The sequence below is a fragment of the Cellulomonas bogoriensis 69B4 = DSM 16987 genome, assembly GCF_000767165.1.
In the GTDB taxonomy this organism is placed as follows: domain Bacteria; phylum Actinomycetota; class Actinomycetes; order Actinomycetales; family Cellulomonadaceae; genus Actinotalea; species Actinotalea bogoriensis.
The window spans coordinates 14,486-37,234 of sequence record NZ_AXCZ01000007.1 but is presented as its reverse complement, the minus strand read 5'-3'; the positions used below and the strand labels follow the sequence as shown (position 1 = coordinate 37,234).

The following is a 22,749-nucleotide window of genomic DNA, read 5'->3' as shown; positions in this document are numbered from 1 at the left end:
CCGAGAGCGGCCTTCCCAGCACCCGCGGCCCACGGTCCGACGGGCCACCGCCACCACGCACCTGGGCCGACCGGGACCCGGGTGCCTCCGCCCGGCTCACCGCGGCCCGTGCTGCGGTGACCGCACTGTCGGAGCAGCACGCGGTCCCGGTGGAGAACCTGCTGCAGCCCGACGCCCTGCGACGGCTGTGCTGGTCACCGCCGCCTCGCCTGGACGAGTCCGGCATCGCCGAGGCGCTCACCGGCGCGGGAGCCCGCCCGTGGCAGGTGGAGCTGACGGCGCCGGCGCTCGCCGCTGCCTTTGTTACTCTCCAGTAGCGCCAGCGGTCGCGCTGCCCGGACACCGTCGTCCAGAGCGAGGAGAAGCCCGTGCCCACCCCCCTGGAGTTCCCCCACGAGCGGATCACACGCACACGCGTCGAGGACGTCGCGCTGCCCGGTGACCGCGTCCTGGCGCTGCTGACGCTCGACAACGGCACCGCCGGGGCCAAGCCCGCGACCCTGGGACCCGGCGGGCTGAGGGAGCTGGGCGCAGCGCTGGACCAGGTCGCTGCCCGGGTCGACACCGGAGAGGTCGTCGCGGTGGCGATCACCGGCACCGGCGCCTACCTCGCCGCGGGTGCCGACCTGAGGGTCGTGGCCGCGCTCACGGGCCACGACCAGGCACGGCAGGTGGCCGAGCTCGGTCACGCCGTCCTCGGACGCCTGGGGGAGCTCGGGGTCCCGAGCTTCGCGTTCCTCAACGGCGCCGCCCTCGGGGGCGGCCTCGAGATCGCCCTGAACTGCCACTACCGGACGGTCGCGGCGGACGTGAAGGCCCTTGCGCTGCCCGAGACGCACCTCGGCCTGGTCCCGGGCTGGGGTGGGTGCACCCTGCTGCCGGGGATCGTCGGAATGGAGAACGCCCTGGAGCTCGTCCTGGGCCGACCTCTGTCCGGCAACCGCACCACCGATGCGGCGACCGCGTCCCAGATGGGGCTGGTCGACGCCGTGCTCGACCGCGAGGGGTTCCTCGAGGCGAGCATCGCGTGGGCGGTGGCCGTCCTCGACGGTCAGCTCGAGGTCGCCCGCCCCTCGCCCACCGGCGACCGGGACCACGCACTGGTGGAGCGCTGGCGCGATCGCCTGGACGGCACGATCCACGGGTCACGGCCGGCGCCGTACCGGGCGCTGGACCTGCTGGCCCGCGCCGGCAGCAGCAGCCGCAGGGACGGCTTCGCGGCCGAGGACGACGCACTCACCGAGCTCCTCGTCTCCCCGGAGGCACGCGCCAGCCTCTACGCGTTCGACCTCGTCAACCGGGGCGCACCGGCGCCTCCCGACCTTCCGACCGGCCAGGCTGCACCTGCGCCGACCAAGGTCGGGCTCGTCGGGGCCGGGCTGATGGCCGGCCAGCTCGCCGTCCTCGTCGCACGCCGTACCGGGGCGCGGGTCACGATGCGCGAGGTCGACGACGCACGTGTGGCCGCCGGGTGGGAGCACGTGCGCGGGCTCGTCCGGGGCATGACCGACAAGGGCCGAATGAGCGGGGCTGAGGCCGACCGGGTGCTCGGAGCCATCAGCATCAGCACCGACGTGCAGGACCTGACTGGCGCGGACCTGGTCGTGGAGGCCGTCACCGAGGTGATGGCGGTCAAGCGGGCCGTCCTGGCGGACGTGGAGGCCGTCGTGGCGTCCGGCACCGTCCTCGCGACCAACACCTCAGCCCTGTCGGTCGGCTCGATGCGTCAGGGGCTGGCGCACCCGGGTCGGGTCGTGGGGTTGCACTTCTTCAACCCCGTCGCCCAGATGCGCCTGGTCGAGGTGGTCCGGCCCGACGGTGCTGATCCGTCCGCGGTCGCCACGGCTCTGGCGACCGCCAGGGCCCTGGGCAAGATCCCCGTGGTGGTGGCCGATCGGCCCGGCTTCGTGGTGAACAGGCTGCTGCTGCGGATGCTCGCCGACGTCGCGGCCTCGGTCCAGGACGGGGCGCCGGTGGGTGTCGCCGACCGTGCCCTGCGTCCTCTGGGCCTGCCGATGGGACCGTTCGCCCTGCTGCAGCTCGTGGGACTGCCGGTCGCGCTCCATGTGCTGCAGACCCTCCACGACGAGCTCGGCCCGCGGTTCCACCTGTCCCCCGCGCTGCGGCGGCTGGCTGACGCGTCGGCCTCGCTCGTGGACCGGGACGGAGTGGTGCTCGCCTCCGTCCAGGACGCCTTCGGCGCACCGGGGACGTCCGACGAGGAGCAGGTTCGTGACCGGGTGGTGCAGGGGCTGGCCGAGGAGGTCGGCCTCATGCTCGACGAGGGCGTGGTAGCCGGGCCCCAGGAGATCGACCTGTGCATGGTCCTGGGTGCCGGGTGGCCTCTGCACCTGGGCGGAGTGACCCCGTACCTGGATCGGACGGGCACCTCCGCCCACGTGACCGGCCGTGCGTTCGCTGGTGACCGCTGGGGAAGTGTCGGGTGACCGGCGTCCCGTCCGGCGCAGGCCGCTCCGTCAGAAGACCGTCAGGCCGCGCTCACGGAACTGCTCACGGACGCGCTGGACGAGGTCGGGCGAGGGGGGCTCGGTGTCCCCCAGCTCGTACCTGAGCCCGAGGGACTCCCACTTGTCGCGTCCCATCTGGTGGAAGGGCAGGACCTCGACCCGTGAGACCGTCGCCAGGGAGGAGACGTAGTCGGCGACCGCAGCGACGTTCTCCGGGGCGTCCGTCAGGCCTGGGACCAGCACGAACCGTACCCAGATCTCGGTGCCGCCGTCCGCGACCCGTCGGCCGAAGTCGAGAGTGGGCTGCAGGTCCCGTCCGGTGACCTTCTTGTAGGTCTCGGGGATTCCGGACTTCACGTCCAGGAGCACCAGGTCCAGGTCGGCCAGCATCTCGTCGGTGCAGTGCGCGCCTAGGTAGCCGGAGGTGTCCATCGCCGTGTGGATGCCGAGGTCCTTGGCGCCGCGCAGGATCCGCGCGACGAAAGCGGGCTGCATGAGCGGCTCGCCACCCGAGATCGTGAGGCCACCGCCGGTGACGGTGAACACCCCGCGGTAGCGTGCGAGGCGCGCGAGGATCTCGTCCGCGGTCACCGGCTCGCCACGCCGCATCTCCATGGTGTCGGGGTTGTGGCAGTACAGGCAGCGCAGCGGGCAGCCCGACAGGAACATCGTGAACCTGGTCCCGGGGCCGTCGACGGCGGTGACCAGCTCCCAGGAGTGCAGCGACCCGAGCTCACCGGCCCGCATCTGGGCGAACCGCTCGGCACGGGTCGCGTCGCTGGTCTCGAGGCCGGCTGTGCCGGCAGCGGCCCGGCCACGGGCGCCACCGACCACGGGCACGCCCAGCTCGACGATGGGTGCGCCCTCGTCCGTCCTGCGGCTCGTCGCGGTGCTCATGTCTCCACTCTGCCACCGTCAGGGGCGCCTATTCGTAGGACGAATGTCACCGGTGTGGCCGGGGCTGAGCCCGGACGCAGGACGGCGGGGTGCGGGCACCACGCCCCGCACCCCGCCGTCCTCACCAGGTCGGGACCTGGCGAGCGTGCCTCACATGCCGCCGTGGAACGTCCGCGAGAGCACGTCGAGCTGCTGCTCACGGGTCAGCCGCACGAAGTTCACGGCGTACCCCGACACCCGGATCGTCAGCTGCGGGTACTTCTCCGGGTTCTCCATCGCGTCCTCGAGGGTCTCCCGGTTGAGGACGTTGATGTTGACGTGGAACCCGTTGGACACGTTGTACCCGTCCAGCAGGCCGACCAGGTTGGTCACCTGCTCCTTGCGGTCCCGGCCCAGCCCGGACGGGACGACGGTCGAGGTCAGTGAGATCCCGTCCATCGCGTCGTCGTAGGGCAGCTTGGCGACCGAGAGGGCGCTGGCGAGCATCCCGTGGGTGTCGCGGCCGTTCATCGGGTTGGCACCGGGGGCGAAGGACTCCCCCGCCCGCCGACCGTCGGGGGTGTTGCCCGTGTGCTTGCCGTACACCACGTTCGAGGTGATGGTCAGCACCGACTGGGTGTGCAGCGCACCCCGGTAGGTCGGCTGCCGCCGGACCTTCTCCATGAACGAGCGGACCAGCTCGACCGCGATCGCGTCGACGCGGTCGTCGTCGTTGCCGTACGTCGGGAACTCGCCCTCGATCTGGTAGTCGACCACCAGGCCGGTCTCGTCGCGCACCGGACGCACGGTCGCGTACTTGATCGCCGAGAGCGAGTCCGCGGCGACCGACAGGCCTGCGATGCCACATGCCAGGGTCCGCAGGATCGCCCGGTCGTGCAGGGCCATCTCGATCCGCTCGTAGGCGTACTTGTCGTGCGACCAGTGGATGCAGTTCAGCGCGTCCACGTACGTCTGCGCCAACCAGTCCAGCAGCGTGTCGAAGGCCCCGTACACCTCGTCGTAGTCCAGCACCTCGCCCGAGATCGGCATCGACGCGGGTGCGACCTGCTTGCCCGACACCTCGTCACGCCCACCGTTGATCGCGTAGAGCAACGCCTTGGCGAGGTTGACGCGGGCACCGAAGAACTGCATCTGCTTGCCGACCCGCATCGCGGAGACGCAGCAGGCGATCGCCGCGTCGTCGCCCCAGGCCGGACGGATGAGCTCGTCGGACTCGTACTGGATGGCGGAGGTGTCGATCGAGACCTGCGCGCAGAACCGCTTGAACCCCTCGGGCAGCTTGTGGCTCCACAGCACCGTCAGGTTCGGCTCCGGCGCAGGGCCCAGGTTGTAGAGCGTCTGCAGGTAGCGGAACGAGGACCGCGTCACCAGCGGGCGACCGTCCTCACCGACACCGGCGATCGACTCGGTCACCCACGTCGGGTCCCCGGAGAAGAGCGCGTCGTACTCGGGGGTCCTCAGGAACCGCACGATCCGCAGCTTGATGACGAAGTCGTCGATCAGCTCCTGCGCCTGCTCCTCGGTGAGGACGCCGGCCGCCAGGTCCCGCTCGATGTAGACGTCGATGAAGGTCGAGGTGCGACCCAAGGACATCGCCGCACCGTTCTGCTCCTTGACCGCGGCGAGGTAGGCGAAGTAGAGCCACTGGATGGCCTCGTGGGCGTTGGTCGCCGGTCCCGAGATGTCGTAACCGTAGGCCGCGGCCATCTGCTTCAGCTCACCGAGCGCCCGGACCTGCTCGGCCAGCTCCTCACGCTCCCGGATGACGTCCTCGGTCGACCGCTCCATGTCGAGCTCGGCACGCTCCAGGCGCTTCGCCTCGATCAGGGCGTCGACCCCGTAGAGGGCCACCCGGCGGTAGTCACCGATGATCCGGCCACGGCCGTAGGCGTCCGGCAGGCCCGTGATCAGGTGGGAGCTGCGCGCGGCCCGCACGTCGGGCGGGTAGACGTCGAAGACACCCTCGTTGTGGGTCTTGCGGTACTCGGTGAAGATCCGCTTGACCTCGGGGTCGGGCTCGTAGCCGTAGGTCTTGAGGGCGTTCTCGACCATCCGCCAGCCGCCGTACGGCATGATCGCCCGCTTGAGCGGCGCGTCGGTCTGCAGGCCGACGATCAGCTCGTCGCCCTTGGAGATGTACCCCGGTGCGTGGGCCGTGATCGAGGCCGGGTTCTCGACGTCGACGTCGTAGATCCCCTTGGCGCGCTCCTCCGGGAACATCGCGAGCAGGTGACCCCACACCTTGGTGGTCCGCTCGGTCGCGCCTGCCAGGAACGACGCGTCCCCGGTGTAGGGGGTGTAGTTGCGCTGGATGAAGTCCCGCACGTCGACGTGGTCCTGCCACGGACCGGTGACGAAACCTCGCCAGGCTGGGGCGGTGCTCTGCGGCTGCGGGGTGACCGCTGCGCCGTGGTCTGCGGTGATGGCCATGGAACTGCGCTCCTCGTGGTAGGGCTCCAGTAACTATGACGCTACGCCGTCAGTCATGGGACGACCTGGGACCTTCGGCTCCACCCGGACACCCCGGACGTGAGGTCCGTCACGTCCCCTGCCTGCCGTGGCCGGCGGACCGCAGCACGTCCCGTGCCACGTCCTCGGCCCTGAGACGCAGGTCCTCGATGATCTGTGCCCTCGAGGCGTGGTCCAGGAACACCGCAGGGATGCCGAACGGCTGCACCGGGACACCGATCCCGGCCTCGCCGCACCGCTGCGCGAGCAACGCACCGACGCCGCCCTCGACCAGGCCGTCCTCGATGACCACGACCCGCTCGTGCTCCCCCGCCAGCTTCACCAGACTGCTCGGAACGGGCAGCACCCACCGCGGGTCGACGGCCGTCGCCGACACACCCTCCTGACCCACGATCCTGGCCACCTCGATCGCGACATGGGCCATCGGGCCCACCCCCACGACCAGCACGGACGGCCCGGTCGAGCCCTCGCGGGCCAGGACGTCCACACCGTCGAGCTGCTCGAGCGCCTCGACCGCCTCCGGGAGCGGGCCCTTGGGGTACCGCACCACGCTCGGCGCGTCGTCCACGTCGAGCGCCGACCGCAACGCCTCACGCAGCGTGGGCTCGTCCCGGGGCGCCGCCAGGTGCAGGCCGGGGACGAGCCGGAGCAGGGCCATGTCCCACATGCCGTTGTGGCTGGCCCCGTCGTCCCCGGTGATGCCGGCACGATCCAGCACGAACGTGACCCCCGCCTTGTGCAGGGCGACGTCCATCAGGACCTGGTCGAACGCGCGGTTGAGGAACGTGGCGTAGACGGCCACCACGGGGTGCAGGCCGGCGAACGCCATCCCCGCGGCCGACGTCACCGCGTGCTGCTCGGCGATGCCCACGTCGAACGTCCGCCCCGGGAACTCCGCGGCGAACGGCGCGAGACCCACCGGCTGCAGCATCGCGGCGGTGATCGCGACCACGTCCGGACGGCGACGCCCGACCTTGACCATCTCGTCGGCGAACACCGACGTCCAGCCGAACCTCGACGGGGCCACCGGCAGGCCGGTCTCCGGGTGGATCCGGCCGACGGCGTGGAAGCGGTCGGCCACGTCCTGCTCCGCGGGGACGTACCCGCGGCCCTTCTCGGTGATCACGTGGACGATCACCGGGCCACCGAACGCCTTCGCCCGCCGCAGCGCCTGCTCCACGGCCACCACGTCGTGCCCGTCGACGGGTCCGATGTACTTGATGCCGAGGTCCTCGAACATGCCCTGGGGGGCGACGACGTCCTTGATGCCCTTCTTCAGGCCGTGCAGCGCACCGTAGGCGAACCGCCCCGGCGGGCCGGACCGGCGCAGCGTCCGCTTGCCCCACGCCAGGAAGTTCTCGTAACCGCGCGTGGTGCGCAGGGTGTCCAGGTGGTGCGCCAGCCCGCCGATGGTGGGGTCGTAGGAGCGGCCGTTGTCGTTGACCACCACCACCAGCCGGCGGTCCTGACCGGCGGCGATGTTGTTCAGCGCCTCCCACGCCATGCCACCGGTCAGCGCTCCGTCGCCGATGACCGCGACCACGTGCCGGTCAGCTCCGCTCAGGGCATGCGCCTTGGCGATCCCGTCGGCCCACGACAGCGCCGTCGAGGCGTGGGAGTTCTCGACCACGTCGTGCTCGGACTCCTCACGGCTCGGGTAGCCCGACAGGCCCCCGCGCTGACGCAGCTCGGAGAAGTCGGTGCGCCCGGTGAGGATCTTGTGGACGTAGGACTGGTGGCCGGTGTCGAACACCATGGTGTCCCGGGGGGACTCGAAGACCCGGTGCAGCGCGAGGGTGAGCTCGACCACACCCAGGTTCGGCCCCAGGTGACCACCGGTGCGGGACACCGACGCCACCAGGAACCGCCGGACCTCCCGCGCGAGCTCGTCGAGCTGGGCGGGGCGCAGACCTCGCACGTCCGCGGGCGAGGTGATGCGGGGCAGGAAGGCCATCCGGTCATCGTACGGCTCCGCCCAGGGCGCAGCGAGGCGTAAGCGGCGTGCGCGACCCCGCGTCGTAGCCTGGGGTCATGCGCTTCCTCCCCGGCCACACGCCCGGCTCGGACCTCACCTACGGCGACGTGTTCCTCGTCCCCTCGCGCTCGGAGGTCACCTCGCGGTTCGACGTGGACCTGGCCACGTCCGACGGCTCCGGCACGACGATCCCCGTGGTCGCCGCGAACATGACCGCCGTCTCCGGTCGCCGCATGGCCGAGACGATGGCACGCCGTGGCGGGCTGGCGGTGATCCCCCAGGACATCCCCGCCGATGTCGTCGCTGACGTGATCGCCTCGGTCAAGGCCCGGCACCCGGTGGTGGAGACCGCGGTCACGGTCGCCCCCGGTGACACCGTCCACACCGCCCTGACGCTGATCGGCAAGCGGTCCCACGGTGCCGCGGTCGTCGTGGCCGACGGCCGACCGGTCGGGGTCGTGACGGAGGCGGACGGGTACCAGGTCGACCGATTCACCCAGGTGCAGCACGTGATGTCCCCCGACCCGACCGTCGTGGACGTCGACGTGCTCAGCGGCCCGGACGGCCTGGACGTCGCATTCGAGCGCCTGCACCGCTCGCGTCGGCGCTTCACCCCGGCGGTGACGCGCGACGGGCACCTCGTGGGTGTCCTCACCAGGACCGGGGCACTACGCAGCAGCATCTACACCCCCGCGCTGGACGGGTCGGGCCGGCTACGGGTCGGTGCGGCGCTCGGGATCAACGGCGACGTGCGCGCCAAGGCCGCCGCGCTGCTCGAGGCCGGGGCCGACGTGCTCGTGGTGGACACCGCCCACGGCCACCAGCGTCGGATGCTGGACGCGGTCGCCGCCGTGCGTGCGCTGGACCCCCACGTGCCGGTCGTGGCCGGCAACGTGGTGACCGCGGACGGCACCAGGGACCTGGTCGAGGCAGGCGCCGACGTCGTCAAGGTGGGTGTGGGGCCGGGTGCCATGTGCACCACGCGCATGATGACCGCCGTGGGCCGGCCGCAGTTCTCCGCCGTGCTGGACTGCGCGCGCCAGGCCCGGCAGATGGGGGCGCACGTGTGGGCCGACGGGGGCGTCCGGCACCCCAGGGACGTCGCGCTCGCCCTCGCGGCGGGCGCCTCCCAGGTCATGGTCGGGTCCTGGTTCGCCGGCACGCACGAGAGCCCCGGCGACATGCACACCGACGCCGACGGCCGGCACTACAAGGAGAGCTTCGGCATGGCCTCGGCCAGGGCCGTCGCCGCGCGCACCCGCTCGGACTCCCCGTTCGAGCGGGCCCGCAAGGCGCTGTTCGAGGAGGGGATCTCCTCCTCACGGATGTACCTGGACCCCGGCCGCCCGGGCGTGGAGGACCTGCTCGACCAGATCACCGCCGGGCTGCGCAGCGCGTGCACGTACGCGGGGGCGACCACCTTGCACGAGCTCGCCGAGCGGGCCGTGGTGGGCGTCCAGTCCGCTGCCGGGTACGAGGAGGGCCGGCCTCTTCCCGGGGGCTGGTGAGGGCGTGGCGGCCGACGCGGGCCAGGACGGGCCCCGTCAGGCGCTGGTCGAGCTCGCCCGCACGGGCGTGGTGTGGCCCGGTCTCCCCCACGCACCCGGGGCACGTGCCGCGGCTGTCCTGGTGCTGTTCGGTCACGCCGCAGCAGCGCCTTCGGACCCGCCGGAGCCACCGTCTCGGTCGCAGCGCGGTCCGGACGTCGACGTGCTCCTGGTGGGGCGGGCCGCGAACCTGAACCACCACGCGGGGCAGGTGGCGTTCCCGGGCGGTCGCGTCGACCCCCAGGACACCGGTGCCGTCGACGCCGCCCTGCGCGAGGCGCGTGAGGAGACGGGCCTGGACCCCAGCGGGGTCGAGGTGCTCGGCACGTTGGGCGAGCTCCCGGTCGCCGTCAGCCGGCACCTGGTGACCCCCGTCCTGGGGTGGTGGACGCGCCCGTCACCCGTGCACGCCGTGGACCCCCGGGAGTCCGCGCACGTGGTCCGGTGTCCCGTGGACGCGCTCGTCGACCCCGACCACCGCGGGACCGGGACGCTGCCTGGCCGCGGCCCGGTGGGCCCCGCCTTCCAGGTGCCCTCCGACGTCGGCGACCTGCTGGTGTGGGGCTTCACCGCCTACGTCCTGGACCGCGTGCTCGACGCCGTCGGCTGGTCCCGCCCGTGGGACGCCCACCGCCCGGTGCCGGTGCCCCCGCCACCGCCGGGCACCGCCGGTGGGGTGCGGTCGTGAGACGCCCTCTGCTCGTCCTGCAGCACGCTCCGTGGGAGGGACCCGGCCTGGTGGCGGTCGCCGTGTCCCACCACGCCGTCGGTGTCCCGGTGCACACGCGGACCGTGCTGGACGACGCCGACGCGGCGCTCCCCCGTGCATCGAGCCTCGCGGGGCTGGTGGTCATGGGCGGCCCGATGTCCGCCGACGACGACCTGTCACACCCGGGCCTGCCCGCCGAGCGCCGGTTGCTCGCTGAGGCGGTCCAGGCACACGTACCGGTGCTCGGGGTGTGCCTGGGGATGCAGCTGCTGGCCGTCGCCCTGGGCGCGGACCTCCACCACCGGCACGGCACCGAGATCGGGTTCGCGCCCGTCGACGTCCGGGCCCCCGACCCTGTGCTGGGTCCGCTCGGCCCCGACCCGACGGTGCTGCACTGGCACGGTGACGCGGTGGGTCTGCCACCGTCGTCCACGCTGCTCGCCTCCACCTCGACCACACCGGTGCAGGCCTTCCGGGCGGGCAGCGCGGTGGGGCTGCAGTTCCACGTCGAGGTCGACGAGGAGCTCCTGGGTACGTGGCTGGGTGAGCCCGCGATGACCGACGGGGTCGACCCCGCCGTCGTGGCACAGGTGCGGGCCGACGCCCGGCGCACCCTGCCCGGTCTGGTGCCTCACGCACTCACCGGGCTGGCCGCGTTCGTCGAAGCGGTCGCGGCCCGCGCCTGACGGTGACCGGCAGGGCGCCCCGTCCGGGGTGCCCTGCCGGTCCGTGGATCAGCCTGCGACGAGCGACCGCAGCACGTACTGCAGGATCCCGCCGTTGCGGTAGTAGTCCGCCTCACCGGGGGTGTCGATGCGCACCACACCGTCGAACGTGACCACGGACCCGTCGGCGCGCGTGGCCCGGACCTCGACCGTGCGGGGGGTGGTGCCCTCGTTCAGGCCGGTGATGCCCACGACGTCGAACGTCTCGGTCCCGTCGAGCCCCAGGGAGTCGGCGTCCTGACCCGCCGGGAACTGCAGCGGGAGCACCCCCATCCCGATGAGGTTGGACCGGTGGATGCGCTCGAAGCTCTCGGCGATCACGGCCCGGACGCCGAGCAGCCGCGTCCCCTTGGCCGCCCAGTCGCGCGAGGAGCCCGAGCCGTACTCCTTGCCCCCGAGCACCACGAGCGGCACGTCGGCGGCGGCGTACGCCTGCGCGGCGTCGTAGATGGTGGTCTGCTCACCGGTGAGGTGGTTCACGGTGAACCCACCCTCGACGCCGGGCACGAGCTGGTTGCGCAGGCGGATGTTCGCGAACGTCCCGCGGATCATCACCTCGTGGTTGCCACGGCGGGAGCCGTAGGAGTTGAAGTCACGGCGCGCGACACCGTGCTCGGCCAGGTACAGGCCGGCCGGGCTGTCGGGCTTGATCGCCCCGGCCGGGCTGATGTGGTCGGTCGTCACCGAGTCACCGAGCTTGGCCAGGACCCTGGCCCCGGTGATGTCCTGCACGGCGTCCGGGGTTCGGCCCATGCCCTCGAAGTACGGGGGCTTGCGCACGTAGGTGGAGTCCTCGGCCCAGGCGAACGTGTCACCCTCGGGGGTGTCCAGCCCACGCCACCGCTCGTCCCCGGCGAACACGTCCGCGTAGTCGGCGGTGAACATCGCCCGGTCGATGGACGACTCGATGGTCGCCTGCACCTCGGCCGCGTCGGGCCAGATGTCCCGCAGGTACACCGGGGCCCCGGCCTCGTCGTGCCCCAGGGGCTCGCTCTCGAAGTCGAAGTCCATGGTCCCGGCCAACGCGTAGGCGATGACCAGCGGCGGGGACGCGAGGTAGTTCATCTTCACGTCGGGGTTGATCCGGCCCTCGAAGTTCCGGTTGCCCGAGAGCACCGACACCACGGCGAGGTCCTCGTCGTTGACCACGGCCGAGACCTCCTCGGGCAGCGGGCCCGAGTTGCCGATGCAGGTCGCGCACCCGTAGCCGACCAGGTGGAAGCCGAGCTTCTCGAGGTAGGGCCACAGGCCGGCCTTCTCGTAGTAGTCGGTGACGACCTTCGAGCCGGGCGCCATCGACGTCTTGACCCACGGCTTGGCCGACAGCCCGCGGGCGACCGCGTTCTTGGCCAGCAGGGCGGCGGCGAGCATGACCGAGGGGTTGGAGGTGTTGGTGCACGAGGTGATCGAGGCGATCACGACGTGACCGTGGTCCAGCTCGGTGCGGGTCCCGTCGGCGAGTGTGACCGCCGCGCGCCGGTGCGGGCGTCGGGCCGCGTCGCCCGCCTCGACGTGCTCCGGTGCGTCCGAGCCGTCGGTGTGCAGGCCGGCCGCGATCGGGTCCGAGGCGGGGAACGTCTCCTCCACGGAGGCGTCCAGCCCGGTGAGGTCCTCATGCTCGTGGTCGACGTAGTCACGCACCGACGTCGCGAACGCCTCCTTGGCGGCGGTCAGCTCGATGCGGTCCTGGGGGCGCTTGGGCCCGGCGATCGAGGGCACGACCGTCGACAGGTCGAGCTCCAGGTACTCGGAGAACACCGGCTCGACGTAGTCGGGGGACGACGGGTCGTGCCACAGGCCCTGCTCCTTGGCGTACGCCTCGACCAGGGCGAGCTGGTCCTCGGACCGACCCGTCAGGCGCAGGTAGTCCAGGGTGACGCCGTCGACGGGGAAGATCGCGCACGTCGAGCCGAACTCGGGGCTCATGTTCCCGATCGTGGCGCGGTTCGCGAGCGGCACCTGGGCGACGCCGTCGCCGTAGAACTCCACGAACTTGCCCACCACGCCGTGCTGGCGCAGCAGCTCGGTGATCGTGAGGACCACGTCGGTGGCGGTGACGCCGGCCGGGATCGACCCGGAGAGCTTGAACCCGACGACCCGCGGGATGAGCATCGAGACGGGCTGGCCGAGCATCGCGGCCTCGGCCTCGATGCCGCCCACGCCCCACCCGAGCACACCCAGGCCGTTGACCATCGTCGTGTGGGAGTCGGTGCCCACGCACGTGTCGGGGTAGGCCGTCAGCGCCCCGTCGACCTCGCGGGTCATCACACCCCGGGCCAGGAACTCGATGTTGACCTGGTGGACGATCCCGGTGCCCGGAGGGACGACCTTGAAGTCGTCGAACGCGGTCTGCCCCCATCGCAGGAACTGGTAGCGCTCGTGGTTGCGCTGGTACTCGAGCTCGACGTTGCGCTCGAACGCGTCCCGTCGGCCGGCGACGTCGATCTGCACCGAGTGGTCGATCACGAGCTCGGCCGGGGCCAGCGGGTTGATCCTCGAGGGGTCGCCGCCCAGCTCCGCGACGGCCTCGCGCATGGTCGCGAGGTCGACGACGCACGGCACACCGGTGAAGTCCTGCATCACCACGCGGGCCGGGGTGAACTGGATCTCCGTGCTCGGCTCGGCGGCCGGGTCCCAGCCGGCCAGGGCGCGCACGTGCTCGGCGGTGATGTTGGCACCGTCCTCGGTGCGCAGCAGGTTCTCGGCGAGGATCTTCAGGCTGTACGGAAGGCGTTCGAGCCCGGGGACGGCCTTGAGCCGGTGGATCTCGTAGGAGGTCTCGCCGACCTCCAGGGTGCTCCTCGACCCGAACGTGTCGACGCTGCTCACGATGGCTCCTCACCTCGCTGTGTGACCGTGACGGCTCGTGCCGCCGTCATGTGCCGGGTCCACCGGCAGGCGCCGCGGGCTCGCCTGCCCGGACCGGCGCGGTTATCTCGATGTCAAGATACATCCTACCTGAACGGCAGCGGCGCGGGGAGACGCCCGCGCCGCTGACCCTCACGCGCGGTCCACGACGGCCACGCACTCCACGTGGTGGGTGGCCGGGAACAGGTCGAACGCGGTGACCTGCGCCCCGCGGTAGCCGTGGTCGGCAAGATACCCCAGGTCCCGGGCCAGGGCTGCGGGGTCGCACGCGACGTAGACGACACGTCCCGGCGCCAGGGCCACCACCTGCTCCACGACCCGCCTCCCGGCACCGACCCGCGGGGGGTCCAAGACCACGGCGTCCGCGGAGGGCACCGCCCCGGAGTCCAGGACCTCGGCCACCGGCCCGTGGTGCAGCGTGACCCCCTGCGCGTCGTGCAGGTTGCGCCGGGCGTCGCGCACCGCACGGCGGTCGCCCTCGACCGCGTGGACCCGACCCTCGGCACCGGCCAGCACGGCCATCGGTCGGGTGAGCATCCCCGCGCCGGAGTACAGGTCCACCAAGGTCATCCCGCCCAGCCCCTCGAGGGCGGCCAGGACGGCCTCGGCGAGCACCGCCGGAGCGTCGCGGTGGACCTGCCAGAAGCCTGCGGCACCCACCCGCCAGGTGTGCTCGGTCCCGGCGACGGTCACCTGCTCCCGCACGCTCGTGCGGGCGTTGGTTCGGGTGTCCGGCCCCCGCTCCCCCCACGGCACCCCGTCGACCAGCACCACCCGGCGGTCGTGCTCGGGCGCGACCACCGACAGGCGACCGCCCGGTGGCCAGCGGCGGGCCAGCAGCCCCTCGACGTCCATCCACGGCACGGCGAGCGGCATCGTGGTCAGGGGGACGACCTCCGACGACCGGTGCCGGTGCATGCCCGCCCGGCCCTCGGCGTCGGCCACGAGCTCGATCCGCGTCCGCCACCCCCGGCCGTCGGTGTCCGAGGGGCAGCCGTGGACCGGGACGTCGGCCACGTCCAGCCCACCGACCCGGCGCAGCTGCTCGCCCACGACGGCGGACTTCCACCGCCGTTGGGCGGGGAGCGCGACGTGCCCCAGCTCGCCTCCACCCACCCCACCGGGTCCGGCCTCGGGCCAGACCTGCTCGACCCGGTCGGTGGAGGCCTCCAGGACCTCGACCGCGTCGGCCCGCCAGAACCGTGCGCCCGGGCGGGCATCGGTCAACCTCGCGCGCACCCGCTCCCCGGGCAGGGCGTGCCGCACGAACACGACCCTGCCGTCGTGGCGCGCGACGCAGTGCCCTCCGTGCGCCGGAGGCCCGACGGTCAGCTCGACCGGTGCTGCTTCAACGGTCATCGGGGTCGTCCTCCGGGGGTGGTGTGACGTGCGGGTCGGGCGGGGGTGGGGTGGTGACCGGTCCGTCGACCTCGACCGACGACCGCAGCCGCCACGGCACCGAGGCCACGACCACCCCGGGGGTCAGGAGCAGACGGCTCCGCAGGCGTGAGGCGCTCTGGTTGTGCAGGAGCCGCTCCCACCAGTGCCCCACGACGTACTCCGGGACGTACACCACGACCAGGTCCCGGGGGCTCTCCCGGCGGATCGAGCGCACGTAGCCCAGGACCGGGCGGGTCAGGTCGCGGTACGCCGAGTCCAGGACCTTCAGGGTCAGGGGCAGGTCGAGCTGCTCCCACTGCTGCCGGAGCTCGGCGAGCTCCTCTGGGTCGACGCTGACGGTGACGGCCTCCAGGACCGAGGGCCGCGCGGCGCGGGCGTAGGCGATGGCACGCATGGTGGGTTTGTGGAGGCGCGAGACCAGGACGATGGCGTGCACACGGCTGGGCAGCGCTCGGCTGGCTGCCGGCTCCGGGCCGAGCGCGAGCTCGTCGTGGACCTGGTCGTAGTGCCGACGGATCCCGGTCATCACCACGAACAGCAGGCCCATGAGCACGACCGTGATCCAGGCACCCAGCGTGAAGCGGGTGACGAGGACGACCACCAGGACCGTGCCGGTGAGCGCGAGGCCGACGGTGCTGACCACACGCGACCTGAGCATGCCGACCCGGGTGCGGGGGTCGGGCTCGGTGCGCAGGTGCCGGTTCCAGTGCGCGACCATGCCGGCCTGGCTGAGGGTGAACGAGACGAACACCCCCACGATGTACAGCTGGATGAGCCGGGTGACGGACGCGTCGAGGCTCCAGACCAGGACGATCGCGCCTGCCGCGAGGGTGAGGATCCCGTTCGAGAACACGAGCCGGTCACCACGGGTGTGCAGCTGACGTGGGAGGTACCCGTCGCGCGCCAGGATCGACCCCAACGTGGGGAACTGCGTGAAGGCGCTGGCCGCCGCGAGCACGAGCACCAGCGCGGTGGCCGCGACCGTGACGACGACAGCCGGCGCGAAACCCGAGAACACGACCTCGGCGAGCTGTCCGAGGACGGGGTGCTGCACGTACCCCTCGCCCACCGGCTCCCCCGCGGCCAGGAGCTGGCGTGCGGGGTCGGCCACGTACCGGACCCCGGCGGCCTGGGCGAGCAGCAGGATCGACATCAGGAAGGTGATGGACAGGATGCCAAGCAGGGCCAGGGTCGCCGCCGCGTTGGCACCACGCGGGCGCCGGAACGAGCCCACGCCCGTGGCGACGGACTCCACGCCCGTGAGTGCCGCGCAGCCGCTGGTGAACGCACGCAGCACGATCAGGGCGCCCGCCAGACCCATCAGGCCCTGGTCGACGGCGTCCAGGGGGACCACGTCCAGCTGCCCGCTGGCCGCGACCGGCAGGGTGCCCGTGGCGTACCGCACGGCACCCACCACGGCCGTCGCCCCCAGGGCCCCCATGAAGAGGTAGACCGGCACGACCAGCCACGGGCTGCGCCGCTGCAGGCCCCGCAGCCCGGCCAGGGTCAGGATCAGCACCAGGACGATCGCGAACTCGGTCTCACGACCGGCGAGCGCGGGCACGAGCACCACGACGTACTGGGCTGCCGAGGACACCGAGACCGCGACGGTGAGCGCGTAGTCGACGAGGAGCGCGCTGCCGACGCCGAGGCCCGCCCGCGGACCGAGGTTGGTCGTCGCGATCTCGTAGTCGCCTCCCCCGGAGGGGTAGGCGCGCACGTTCTGGCGGTACGAGGCGATCACCACCGCCAGCACCACCGCGACTGCCAGACCCACCCACGGGGAGATCAGCAGGGCGCTGAGCCCGGCGATCGACAGCGCCAGGAGGATCTCGTCCGGGGCGTAGGCCAGGGACGACAGGGCGTCCGAGGCGAAGGTCGGCAGCGCCAGGCGCTTGGGCAGCAGGGCGCGGCGCTGGTGCTCGCTGCGCACGGGCCTGCCGAGCAGGAGCCGCTTGGCGGCGTCGACGACGTCGGACACGAGGCACCATGCTAGGCCGAAGGCACGAGCGCGGTCGCGCGGGTGGGTATAGCGTCTGGCCGTGCACTTCGTCATCATGGGTTGCGGCCGCGTCGGCGCGACCCTCGCCCAGTCGCTCGAGGGTCGCGGGCACTCCGTCGCCGTGATCGACCAGAGCTCGGACGCGTTCCGCCGCCTGGACGCGGCGTTCAACGGCAAACGGGTCACCGGCCTCGGGTTCGACCGCGGGACCCTCGTGCAGGCCGGGGTGGAGGACGCCTACGCCTTCGCGGCCGTCTCCGACGGCGACAACTCCAACATCCTCGCGGCCAGGGTGGTGCGCGAGACGTACGGGGTGACGAACGTCGTGGCCCGGATCTACGACCCGCACCGTGCGGAGATCTACCAGCGACTGGGCATCCCGACCGTGGCCACGGTGCGGTGGACGGCCGATCAGGTCCTGCGACGCATGCTCCCGATGGGCGCCACGGACGAGTACCGGGACGCCTCGGGGCAGATCTCGATGGCCCAGGTCGACGTCCACCCGGGCTGGGTGGGCATGCCTGTGGCCCAGCTGGAGTCGGTGACCGGGGCCCGGGTGGCGTACCTGACACGGTACGGCGACGGGGTGCTCCCGGGCCCCGCCACGGTGCTGCAGGAGAACGACGTGGTGCACGTCCTCGTCCGGTCCACCGACCTCCCGCGCGTGGAACGGGTGCTGACCCACCTGCCGCCGGAGGTGTCGTGATGCGGGTGGTGATCGTGGGCGCGGGCTCGGTGGGGCGGTCGATCGCCACCGAGCTGATCGCAGCCGAGCACGAGGTCACGCTGATCGACCGGCAGCCGTCGGCGATGCGGGTCGCGTCCGTCGCGGAGGCCGAGTGGCTGCTGGCGGACGCGTGCGAGCTCCCGACCCTCACCGAGGCGCGGGCGGACGAGTGCGACGTGATCGTGGCAGCGACCGGTGACGACAAGGTGAACCTCGTCGTGTCCCTGCTCGCCAAGACCGAGTACGGGGTTCCCCGGACGGTGGCACGCGTCAACAACCCCCGCAACGAGTGGATGTTCGACGAGGCGTGGGGCGTGGACGTCGCGGTGTCCACCCCGCGGATCATGACCGCCATGGTCGAGGAGGCCGTGGCGGTCGGGGACCTGGTGAAGATCTTCACGTTCCACCAGTCCGGTGCGGACATCCTGGAGCTCACGCTCCCCGAGGACTCCCCCCTGGTCGGGGTGCGCGTCGGTCAGGTCGTCTGGCCGCCCGACACCGTGCTGGCGGCCATCATCCGCGGGCAGCTTCCCATCGCCCCCAGCGTCGACGACACCCTGGAGGCCGGTGACGAGCTGCTCATCGTGGCGGGCTCGGAGGCGGACCGGGACGCGCTCCACGCGCTGCTGGTGAAGCCACCAGCAGCCACGTGAGCCACAGCCCGACGGCGAACAACGGCACCCCCATCAGCAGTCGCGCGGTCCCCAACCACCCCACGGCGTCGGCGCCCTGCAGGTAGAGGGGCACCTGGACCGCGAGGCGGGCCCCGAAGACCCCGACCCACAGCCAGGTCGCCCACGCGTAACGGCGGCGCAGGCCCCGGGCGGCCGGATCGCGTCGCCATGACATGTCCTCCCCCCGCAGGAGGCTGACCAGCACCCCGACCACGGGCCAGCCGACGAGCACCGACACCGTCGCCCCGATCCCCCACGCGACGTTGACCCACAGGCCCCAGGCGAAGAAGTCGGCAGCCTCGCCGGTGTTCCAGGCCCAGACCACCGCGATCGCGATGCCGATCACCCCGGAGAACGCCTGCGTGGCCGGGGTCCGCTGCACCAGCCGGACCACGACCGCGACCAACGCCAGCGCTGCGGCGGCCACGAGGGCCGGCGTCAGCTCCCGCCAGAGGACGAACACCGTGATGAACACGACCGCGGGCGCGGCCGACTCCACCAGTCCTCGCACCCCACCGATGGCCTCGGCGAACGAGAACTCCTCACCGGCGAGCACCTGGACCCCGCGGCGAGACGTGGCAGTGGCGTCCGGGTCCTCCTCGGTACCTGGGCCGGTGGGCTCCGCGCCCTGAGGCGCCTCGTCCGCGGGACCCGGCGTGGTCTCGTCGCGGTCAGCCATGGCGGGCCGTGACGTCCTCGACCGCCGCCAGCTCCTCGGCCGAGGGGATCAGCTCGTACCGGGGGTTGAACATGGTCAACCTGCCTTCCTGGATGCACACGAAGCCCTCGACCCGGGTGCGCCGTCCGGGTTCGACGCCCCGGATCCGACGTTGCCCGAGCCACACCACGCGCAGGGAGCCGCTGCCGTCGAACAGCTCCGCCTCGAGGGCCGGCACCGCCCGCCGTGGCCGCAGGGTCACGCTGCGCAGCACGCCGGTGACCTCGGCCCGACGCCGGTCGACCAGCTCGGTCACCGCGGTGCACCCGTGCCGGCGTGCCTCACGGCGCTCCTCGGAGGCCTCCATCTCCGCACGGGAGGCCAGGAGGTTGCGCACCGCGGTCCGGACCTTGGTCGTACCAGGAGCCATGCTCAGTGGATCTCGGTGATCTCGGGGCCCCGCGCGAGCGGGTCGGTGGCGGCCTCGGGTGGGGCCACGGGGCGACGCTGGCCCGGCACGGTCAGGGCCAGCAGCTCACGGGGCACCCGCGGCTCGGTCCCGCGCACCACCACCACGTCGGCGAAGACGTCCTCGAGCTCACGGGCCGCCTCGGGATCCACCGCTGCCTTACCCGTGAGGACACCCCGCAGGAACCAGCGTGGGCCGTCGTGACCGATGAACCGCGCAGGTCGGTGACCGGTGCGACCCTCGGCGGTCCGCACCGGGAGTCTCGCGAGCAGCTCGCGTCCGAACGGACCGGGAAGGTCGTCGACCGAACCGCCCTGCTTGGTGACGGACTCCCCGATCTCGGCACGGATCTCGTCCCAGATACCTTCCCGGCGTGGTGCGGCGAAGACCTGGACCTGCAGGGCCGAACCGTTGAGCTGGACCGCTGCAGCCGTGACCAGCTTGCTGGACTTCTCGACCTCCATCCGCAGCTCCATGCCCTCCCGGCCCGGGAGCCACAGCGGGCCGAGGTCGATGCGTCGGCCCCGGGCGGTCACCTCGGTGGAGTCCCACGGACCTCGCTCCCGCGGTGTGGCCTGCGACGTCTCCGCCGCACCCGGTTCCTCACGGCCCGCCTCGTTCGCGGCCTCGGCCACCGAGGCCTGATCACCGCCCCGCTTACCTCGACGGAACACGCTCACGCCACCTGCTTCCTGGTCAACGGATGTTCTCGTGCACGATCGCCCGCCCGCCGGCGCCGGGGTCCCATCCCCCGCTCGAGCCGAACCCACCTTCACCGCGGTGGGAACCTGGGAGCCGCTCGGCGCGGACGAACCTGGCACGCTCGACCTTCTGGACCACCAGCTGGGCGATCCGGTCGCCCCTGCGCAGCACGAGCGCCTCGTCCCGGTCGGTGTTGAGAAGGGTGACCTCGATCTCACCCCGGTACCCCGCGTCCACGGTCCCCGGCGCGTTGACGACGGTCAACCCGTGTCGGCGGGCGAGGCCGGACCGTGGGTGGACGAACGCCGCGTACCCGTCCGGGAGTGCGATCCGCACACCGGTGGGCACGGTCACCCGTCCCCCGGGCGCGAGGTCGACATCGACCCTGGTGCACAGGTCGGCACCCGCGTCGCCCGGGTGGGCGTAGCCGGGCACCGGCAGGTCGGGTTCGACCTGCACCACCAGGACGTCGACGGTGGCGCCGGTGGGAGTCGCTGCTGCGTGATCCACCCGGCCGACTCTAGTGGCAACACGAACGGGTCGTGGCACGAGCCCACCGCCCCACCGGTGCGATGCTGGGGGGATGCAGCCCAACCAGACCTCCGCCACGGTCCACCACGAGAGGCTGTGGCCGGGGGCGCTCGGATGGTCGTTCGTCGTCGGGTTCAGCGCGGTCGTCGGCCTCTCCGTGGTACCCGTGCAGGCGACGATCGGCCTCGGTGTCGGGGCGGCCACCCTGGTCGTCGCCGTGGCCGCCGCGGTCGTCAGCTCACCCGCGGTCACGGTCGAGGACGGGACGCTGCGGGCGGGCCGCGCCCACATCCCTGTCGAGCACCTGGGGGACGCGCGGGTCCTGGACCGTCAAGGGGTCCGCGCAGCGTTGGGGCCCGGGTCTGATGCACGGACCTACGCGTGCCTGCGCGCGTGGATCAAGGGCGCCGTCGTCGTCGAGGTCCTGGACCCCCAGGACCCCACGCCGTCGTGGCTGGTGTCCTCACGGCGACCGCAGGCCCTGGCGTCGGCGCTACGCGCGGCCCGACCGCAGGACGGTCATGCAGCGCACTCGGAGCAGATCGGCTGACCGTTCCGCTCGGATGCGAGCTGACTGCGGTGGTGCACCAGGAAGCAGCTCGTGCAGGTGAACTCGTCGGCCTGACGGGGCAGGACCCGGACGGAGAGCTCCTCTCCGGAGAGGTCTGCCCCCGGCAGCTCGAAGCCCTCAGCGGCCTCCGTCTCGTCCTCGTCGACGACCCCGGAGTTCTTGTCTGCCCGGCGCGCCTGGAGCTCCTGCAGCGAGTCCTCGCTGAGGTCCTCCTCGGTCTTGCGCGGGGCGTCGTAGTCGGTTGCCATCGGGCGATTCACACTCCGTGTCGTCATGGGTAGAACTGAGCGGCCGGACGGGTCCGTGGCCGGTACGTACTCAATGCGCGAGAGCCCGGAGTTGTTCCCGAGGAGTCAGCGTGGGGATTGTGCCGCATCGCGGGGCGAGGCGCGAACTCACCGTCACCCCTCCCAGGTGCCCGGCCCACCCCGGACGCACAGGTGCACCCGGTCGTTCACCCGGCCGCAGCAGGCTCCGTCGCATCGGGGAGCTCCTCGGCGTCGGCGCGCACCGACTCGAGGAGTGCCACCAGGGCCTCGTGGGTCGCCGGCGACGCGGCCACCGTCATGACCTCGCCGGCGGGCTCTCCGCGCAGTCCGCTGACGGTGGCCCCCGCCTCCTGGGCCACCAGCGCCCCCGCGGCGAGGTCCCACGGCTGAAGGCCGCGTTCGAAGTAGGCGTTGAGCTGCCCCGACGCGACCGCGCACAGATCCAGCGCGGCTGACCCGATCCGCCTGACGTCCCGGACGCGGGGCAGCACCTCCGTGAGCACCCGGGCCTGCTCCCGGCGCCGGCGTGACCGGTACCCGAACCCCGTCCCGACCAGCGCCGAGGCGAGCGGCGCCGCCGGCCCGATCTCCAGGCGCCGCCCATCGAGGCGAGCTCCGCGACCGCGGGCGGCCGTCCAGGTGCGACCGTCGGCCACGGCGTGCACGCACCCGGCCTCGACCTGCCAGCTGCCAGGAACGGGCTCGCCGCTCACCACGGCGACGGACACCGCGTACGCCGGGATCCCGTACAGGTAGTTGACGGTCCCGTCGATGGGGTCGACCACCCAGGTCAGGCCGGAGGTCCCGGGTATGAGGCCGTCCTCCTCGCCCAGCATGCCGTCCCCGGGGCGCAACCGCGCGAGCTCGGCGCGGATCAGGGCCTCAGAGGCCAGGTCCATCTGCGTCACGACGTCCACCTGGGAGGTCTTGGTCCCGGCCACCTCCACCCGGGTGGGTCGCTGCTCCCGGATCAGCCGCCCGGCCGCGCGGGCGACCTCCTCGGCGATGCCTGCCAGGTCCTGGGGGCTGGTGCCCGTCTCGCTCAGCGTGCTCACCGGACCATCCTCCCCCAGCTCGTACGACGGGG

General features: G+C 72.5%; 19 protein-coding genes and 1 pseudogene. 8 read left to right on the top strand and 12 right to left on the bottom strand.

The annotated features are described in order from the left end of the window. Nucleotides 1–317 (top strand): annotated as a pseudogene (locus tag N869_RS17615) (ribonuclease D); the annotation flags it as partial. 51 nt (nucleotides 318–368) lie between these two features. After that, nucleotides 369–2,447, top strand: a complete 2,079-nt coding sequence (locus tag N869_RS01695; RefSeq protein WP_084136329.1) for a 3-hydroxyacyl-CoA dehydrogenase NAD-binding domain-containing protein — start codon at nucleotides 369–371, stop codon at nucleotides 2,445–2,447. 30 nt (nucleotides 2,448–2,477) lie between these two features. Here N869_RS01695 and pflA read toward each other — a convergent pair whose 3' ends face one another. From pflA to dxs, 3 genes are all read right to left on the bottom strand, one after another. Continuing rightward, on the bottom strand, nucleotides 2,478–3,365 hold the full coding sequence (gene pflA / locus N869_RS01690) for a pyruvate formate-lyase-activating protein (RefSeq protein WP_035056915.1): 888 nt from the start codon (nucleotides 3,363–3,365) through the stop codon (nucleotides 2,478–2,480). 150 nt (nucleotides 3,366–3,515) lie between these two features. Continuing rightward, nucleotides 3,516–5,795 (bottom strand): formate C-acetyltransferase, encoded by a 2,280-nt coding sequence (pflB, locus tag N869_RS01685; protein ID WP_035056912.1) that lies wholly within the window; start codon nucleotides 5,793–5,795, stop codon nucleotides 3,516–3,518. A gap of 109 nt (nucleotides 5,796–5,904) precedes the next feature. Then, complete coding sequence (gene dxs / locus N869_RS01680; RefSeq protein WP_035056909.1) at nucleotides 5,905–7,788, bottom strand: 1-deoxy-D-xylulose-5-phosphate synthase; 1,884 nt, start codon at nucleotides 7,786–7,788, stop codon at nucleotides 5,905–5,907. A gap of 77 nt (nucleotides 7,789–7,865) precedes the next feature. Here dxs and N869_RS01675 point away from each other — a divergent pair, with 77 nt between their 5' ends. The 3 genes from N869_RS01675 to N869_RS01665 are packed head-to-tail and all read left to right on the top strand — an operon-like array spanning nucleotide 7,866 to nucleotide 10,751. Continuing rightward, nucleotides 7,866–9,317 (top strand): GuaB1 family IMP dehydrogenase-related protein, encoded by a 1,452-nt coding sequence (locus N869_RS01675; RefSeq protein ID WP_035056906.1) that lies wholly within the window; start codon nucleotides 7,866–7,868, stop codon nucleotides 9,315–9,317. Between the two features lie 4 nt (nucleotides 9,318–9,321). After that, entirely contained in the window at nucleotides 9,322–10,044 is a 723-nt protein-coding gene (locus N869_RS01670) for an NUDIX hydrolase (RefSeq protein ID WP_084136328.1), read from the top strand. Beyond that, nucleotides 10,041–10,751, top strand: a complete 711-nt coding sequence (locus N869_RS01665; RefSeq protein WP_035056947.1) for a type 1 glutamine amidotransferase — start codon at nucleotides 10,041–10,043, stop codon at nucleotides 10,749–10,751. The genes N869_RS01670 and N869_RS01665 overlap by 4 nt, the downstream gene beginning before the upstream one ends. Nucleotides 10,752–10,799: 48 nt before the next feature. On the opposite strand, the gene N869_RS01660 is transcribed toward N869_RS01665, so the two are convergent. The 3 genes from N869_RS01660 to N869_RS01650 form a co-directional block, all read right to left on the bottom strand. Continuing rightward, nucleotides 10,800–13,619, bottom strand: a complete 2,820-nt coding sequence (locus N869_RS01660) for an aconitate hydratase (RefSeq protein ID WP_035056903.1) — start codon at nucleotides 13,617–13,619, stop codon at nucleotides 10,800–10,802. 171 nt (nucleotides 13,620–13,790) lie between these two features. Then, nucleotides 13,791–15,017, bottom strand: coding sequence for a class I SAM-dependent RNA methyltransferase (locus N869_RS01655; RefSeq protein WP_035056901.1), 1,227 nt, complete (start codon nucleotides 15,015–15,017; stop codon nucleotides 13,791–13,793). Continuing rightward, complete coding sequence (locus N869_RS01650; protein ID WP_084136327.1) at nucleotides 15,007–17,040, bottom strand: APC family permease; 2,034 nt, start codon at nucleotides 17,038–17,040, stop codon at nucleotides 15,007–15,009. The genes N869_RS01655 and N869_RS01650 overlap by 11 nt, the downstream gene beginning before the upstream one ends. A 76-nt stretch (nucleotides 17,041–17,116) precedes the next feature. On the opposite strand from N869_RS01650, the gene N869_RS01645 reads away from it, so the two are divergent. Together N869_RS01645 and N869_RS01640 are read left to right on the top strand one after the other, a co-directional pair. Beyond that, the gene (locus N869_RS01645) at nucleotides 17,117–17,767 is read left to right on the top strand and encodes a potassium channel family protein (protein ID WP_035056941.1); all 651 of its coding nucleotides are present in this window, start codon (nucleotides 17,117–17,119) and stop codon (nucleotides 17,765–17,767) included. After that, nucleotides 17,767–18,441: a potassium channel family protein gene (locus tag N869_RS01640; protein ID WP_035056896.1), complete on the top strand. Its 675-nt coding sequence runs from the start codon at nucleotides 17,767–17,769 to the stop codon at nucleotides 18,439–18,441. The genes N869_RS01645 and N869_RS01640 overlap by 1 nt, the downstream gene beginning before the upstream one ends. On the opposite strand, the gene N869_RS01635 is transcribed toward N869_RS01640, so the two are convergent. Genes N869_RS01635 through dut form a run of 4 tightly spaced genes read right to left on the bottom strand, consistent with a single transcriptional unit; the run spans nucleotide 18,368 to nucleotide 20,756 of the window. Further along, on the bottom strand, nucleotides 18,368–19,141 hold the full coding sequence (locus tag N869_RS01635) for a DUF3159 domain-containing protein (protein ID WP_084136326.1): 774 nt from the start codon (nucleotides 19,139–19,141) through the stop codon (nucleotides 18,368–18,370). The genes N869_RS01640 and N869_RS01635 overlap by 74 nt on opposite strands. Continuing rightward, complete coding sequence (locus N869_RS01630; protein WP_052104845.1) at nucleotides 19,134–19,550, bottom strand: OB-fold nucleic acid binding domain-containing protein; 417 nt, start codon at nucleotides 19,548–19,550, stop codon at nucleotides 19,134–19,136. The genes N869_RS01635 and N869_RS01630 overlap by 8 nt, the downstream gene beginning before the upstream one ends. Nucleotides 19,551–19,552: 2 nt before the next feature. Next, nucleotides 19,553–20,269 (bottom strand): DUF3710 domain-containing protein, encoded by a 717-nt coding sequence (locus tag N869_RS01625; RefSeq protein WP_035056894.1) that lies wholly within the window; start codon nucleotides 20,267–20,269, stop codon nucleotides 19,553–19,555. A 16-nt stretch (nucleotides 20,270–20,285) separates the two neighbouring features. Beyond that, nucleotides 20,286–20,756 (bottom strand): dUTP diphosphatase, encoded by a 471-nt coding sequence (gene dut / locus N869_RS01620; protein ID WP_084136331.1) that lies wholly within the window; start codon nucleotides 20,754–20,756, stop codon nucleotides 20,286–20,288. A gap of 118 nt (nucleotides 20,757–20,874) precedes the next feature. Here dut and N869_RS01615 point away from each other — a divergent pair, with 118 nt between their 5' ends. Next, the gene (locus tag N869_RS01615) at nucleotides 20,875–21,372 is read left to right on the top strand and encodes a DUF3093 domain-containing protein (protein ID WP_052104843.1); all 498 of its coding nucleotides are present in this window, start codon (nucleotides 20,875–20,877) and stop codon (nucleotides 21,370–21,372) included. On the opposite strand, the gene N869_RS01610 is transcribed toward N869_RS01615, so the two are convergent. Both N869_RS01610 and N869_RS01605 read right to left on the bottom strand, forming a co-directional pair. Then, complete coding sequence (locus N869_RS01610; protein ID WP_035056892.1) at nucleotides 21,342–21,641, bottom strand: DUF4193 domain-containing protein; 300 nt, start codon at nucleotides 21,639–21,641, stop codon at nucleotides 21,342–21,344. The two genes, N869_RS01615 and N869_RS01610, sit on opposite strands and share 31 nt — an antisense overlap. A 206-nt stretch (nucleotides 21,642–21,847) precedes the next feature. Next, the gene (locus tag N869_RS01605) at nucleotides 21,848–22,717 is read right to left on the bottom strand and encodes an inositol monophosphatase family protein (RefSeq protein WP_052104842.1); all 870 of its coding nucleotides are present in this window, start codon (nucleotides 22,715–22,717) and stop codon (nucleotides 21,848–21,850) included. Nucleotides 22,718–22,749 lie beyond the last annotated feature (32 nt).

Coding starts and splice junctions, on each gene's coding strand:
- N869_RS01675 (WP_035056906.1), top strand. CDS start 7,866: ATGCGCTTCCTCCCCGGCCACACGCCCGGCTCGGACCTCACCTACGGC.
- pflB (WP_035056912.1), bottom strand. CDS start 5,795: ATGGCCATCACCGCAGACCACGGCGCAGCGGTCACCCCGCAGCCGCAG.
- N869_RS01610 (WP_035056892.1), bottom strand. CDS start 21,641: ATGGCAACCGACTACGACGCCCCGCGCAAGACCGAGGAGGACCTCAGC.
- N869_RS01645 (WP_035056941.1), top strand. CDS start 17,117: ATGGGTTGCGGCCGCGTCGGCGCGACCCTCGCCCAGTCGCTCGAGGGT.
- N869_RS01655 (WP_035056901.1), bottom strand. CDS start 15,017: ATGACCGTTGAAGCAGCACCGGTCGAGCTGACCGTCGGGCCTCCGGCG.
- N869_RS01640 (WP_035056896.1), top strand. CDS start 17,767: ATGCGGGTGGTGATCGTGGGCGCGGGCTCGGTGGGGCGGTCGATCGCC.
- dxs (WP_035056909.1), bottom strand. CDS start 7,788: ATGGCCTTCCTGCCCCGCATCACCTCGCCCGCGGACGTGCGAGGTCTG.
- N869_RS01635 (WP_084136326.1), bottom strand. CDS start 19,141: ATGGCTGACCGCGACGAGACCACGCCGGGTCCCGCGGACGAGGCGCCT.
- N869_RS01630 (WP_052104845.1), bottom strand. CDS start 19,550: ATGGCTCCTGGTACGACCAAGGTCCGGACCGCGGTGCGCAACCTCCTG.
- pflA (WP_035056915.1), bottom strand. CDS start 3,365: ATGAGCACCGCGACGAGCCGCAGGACGGACGAGGGCGCACCCATCGTC.
- N869_RS01615 (WP_052104843.1), top strand. CDS start 20,875: ATGCAGCCCAACCAGACCTCCGCCACGGTCCACCACGAGAGGCTGTGG.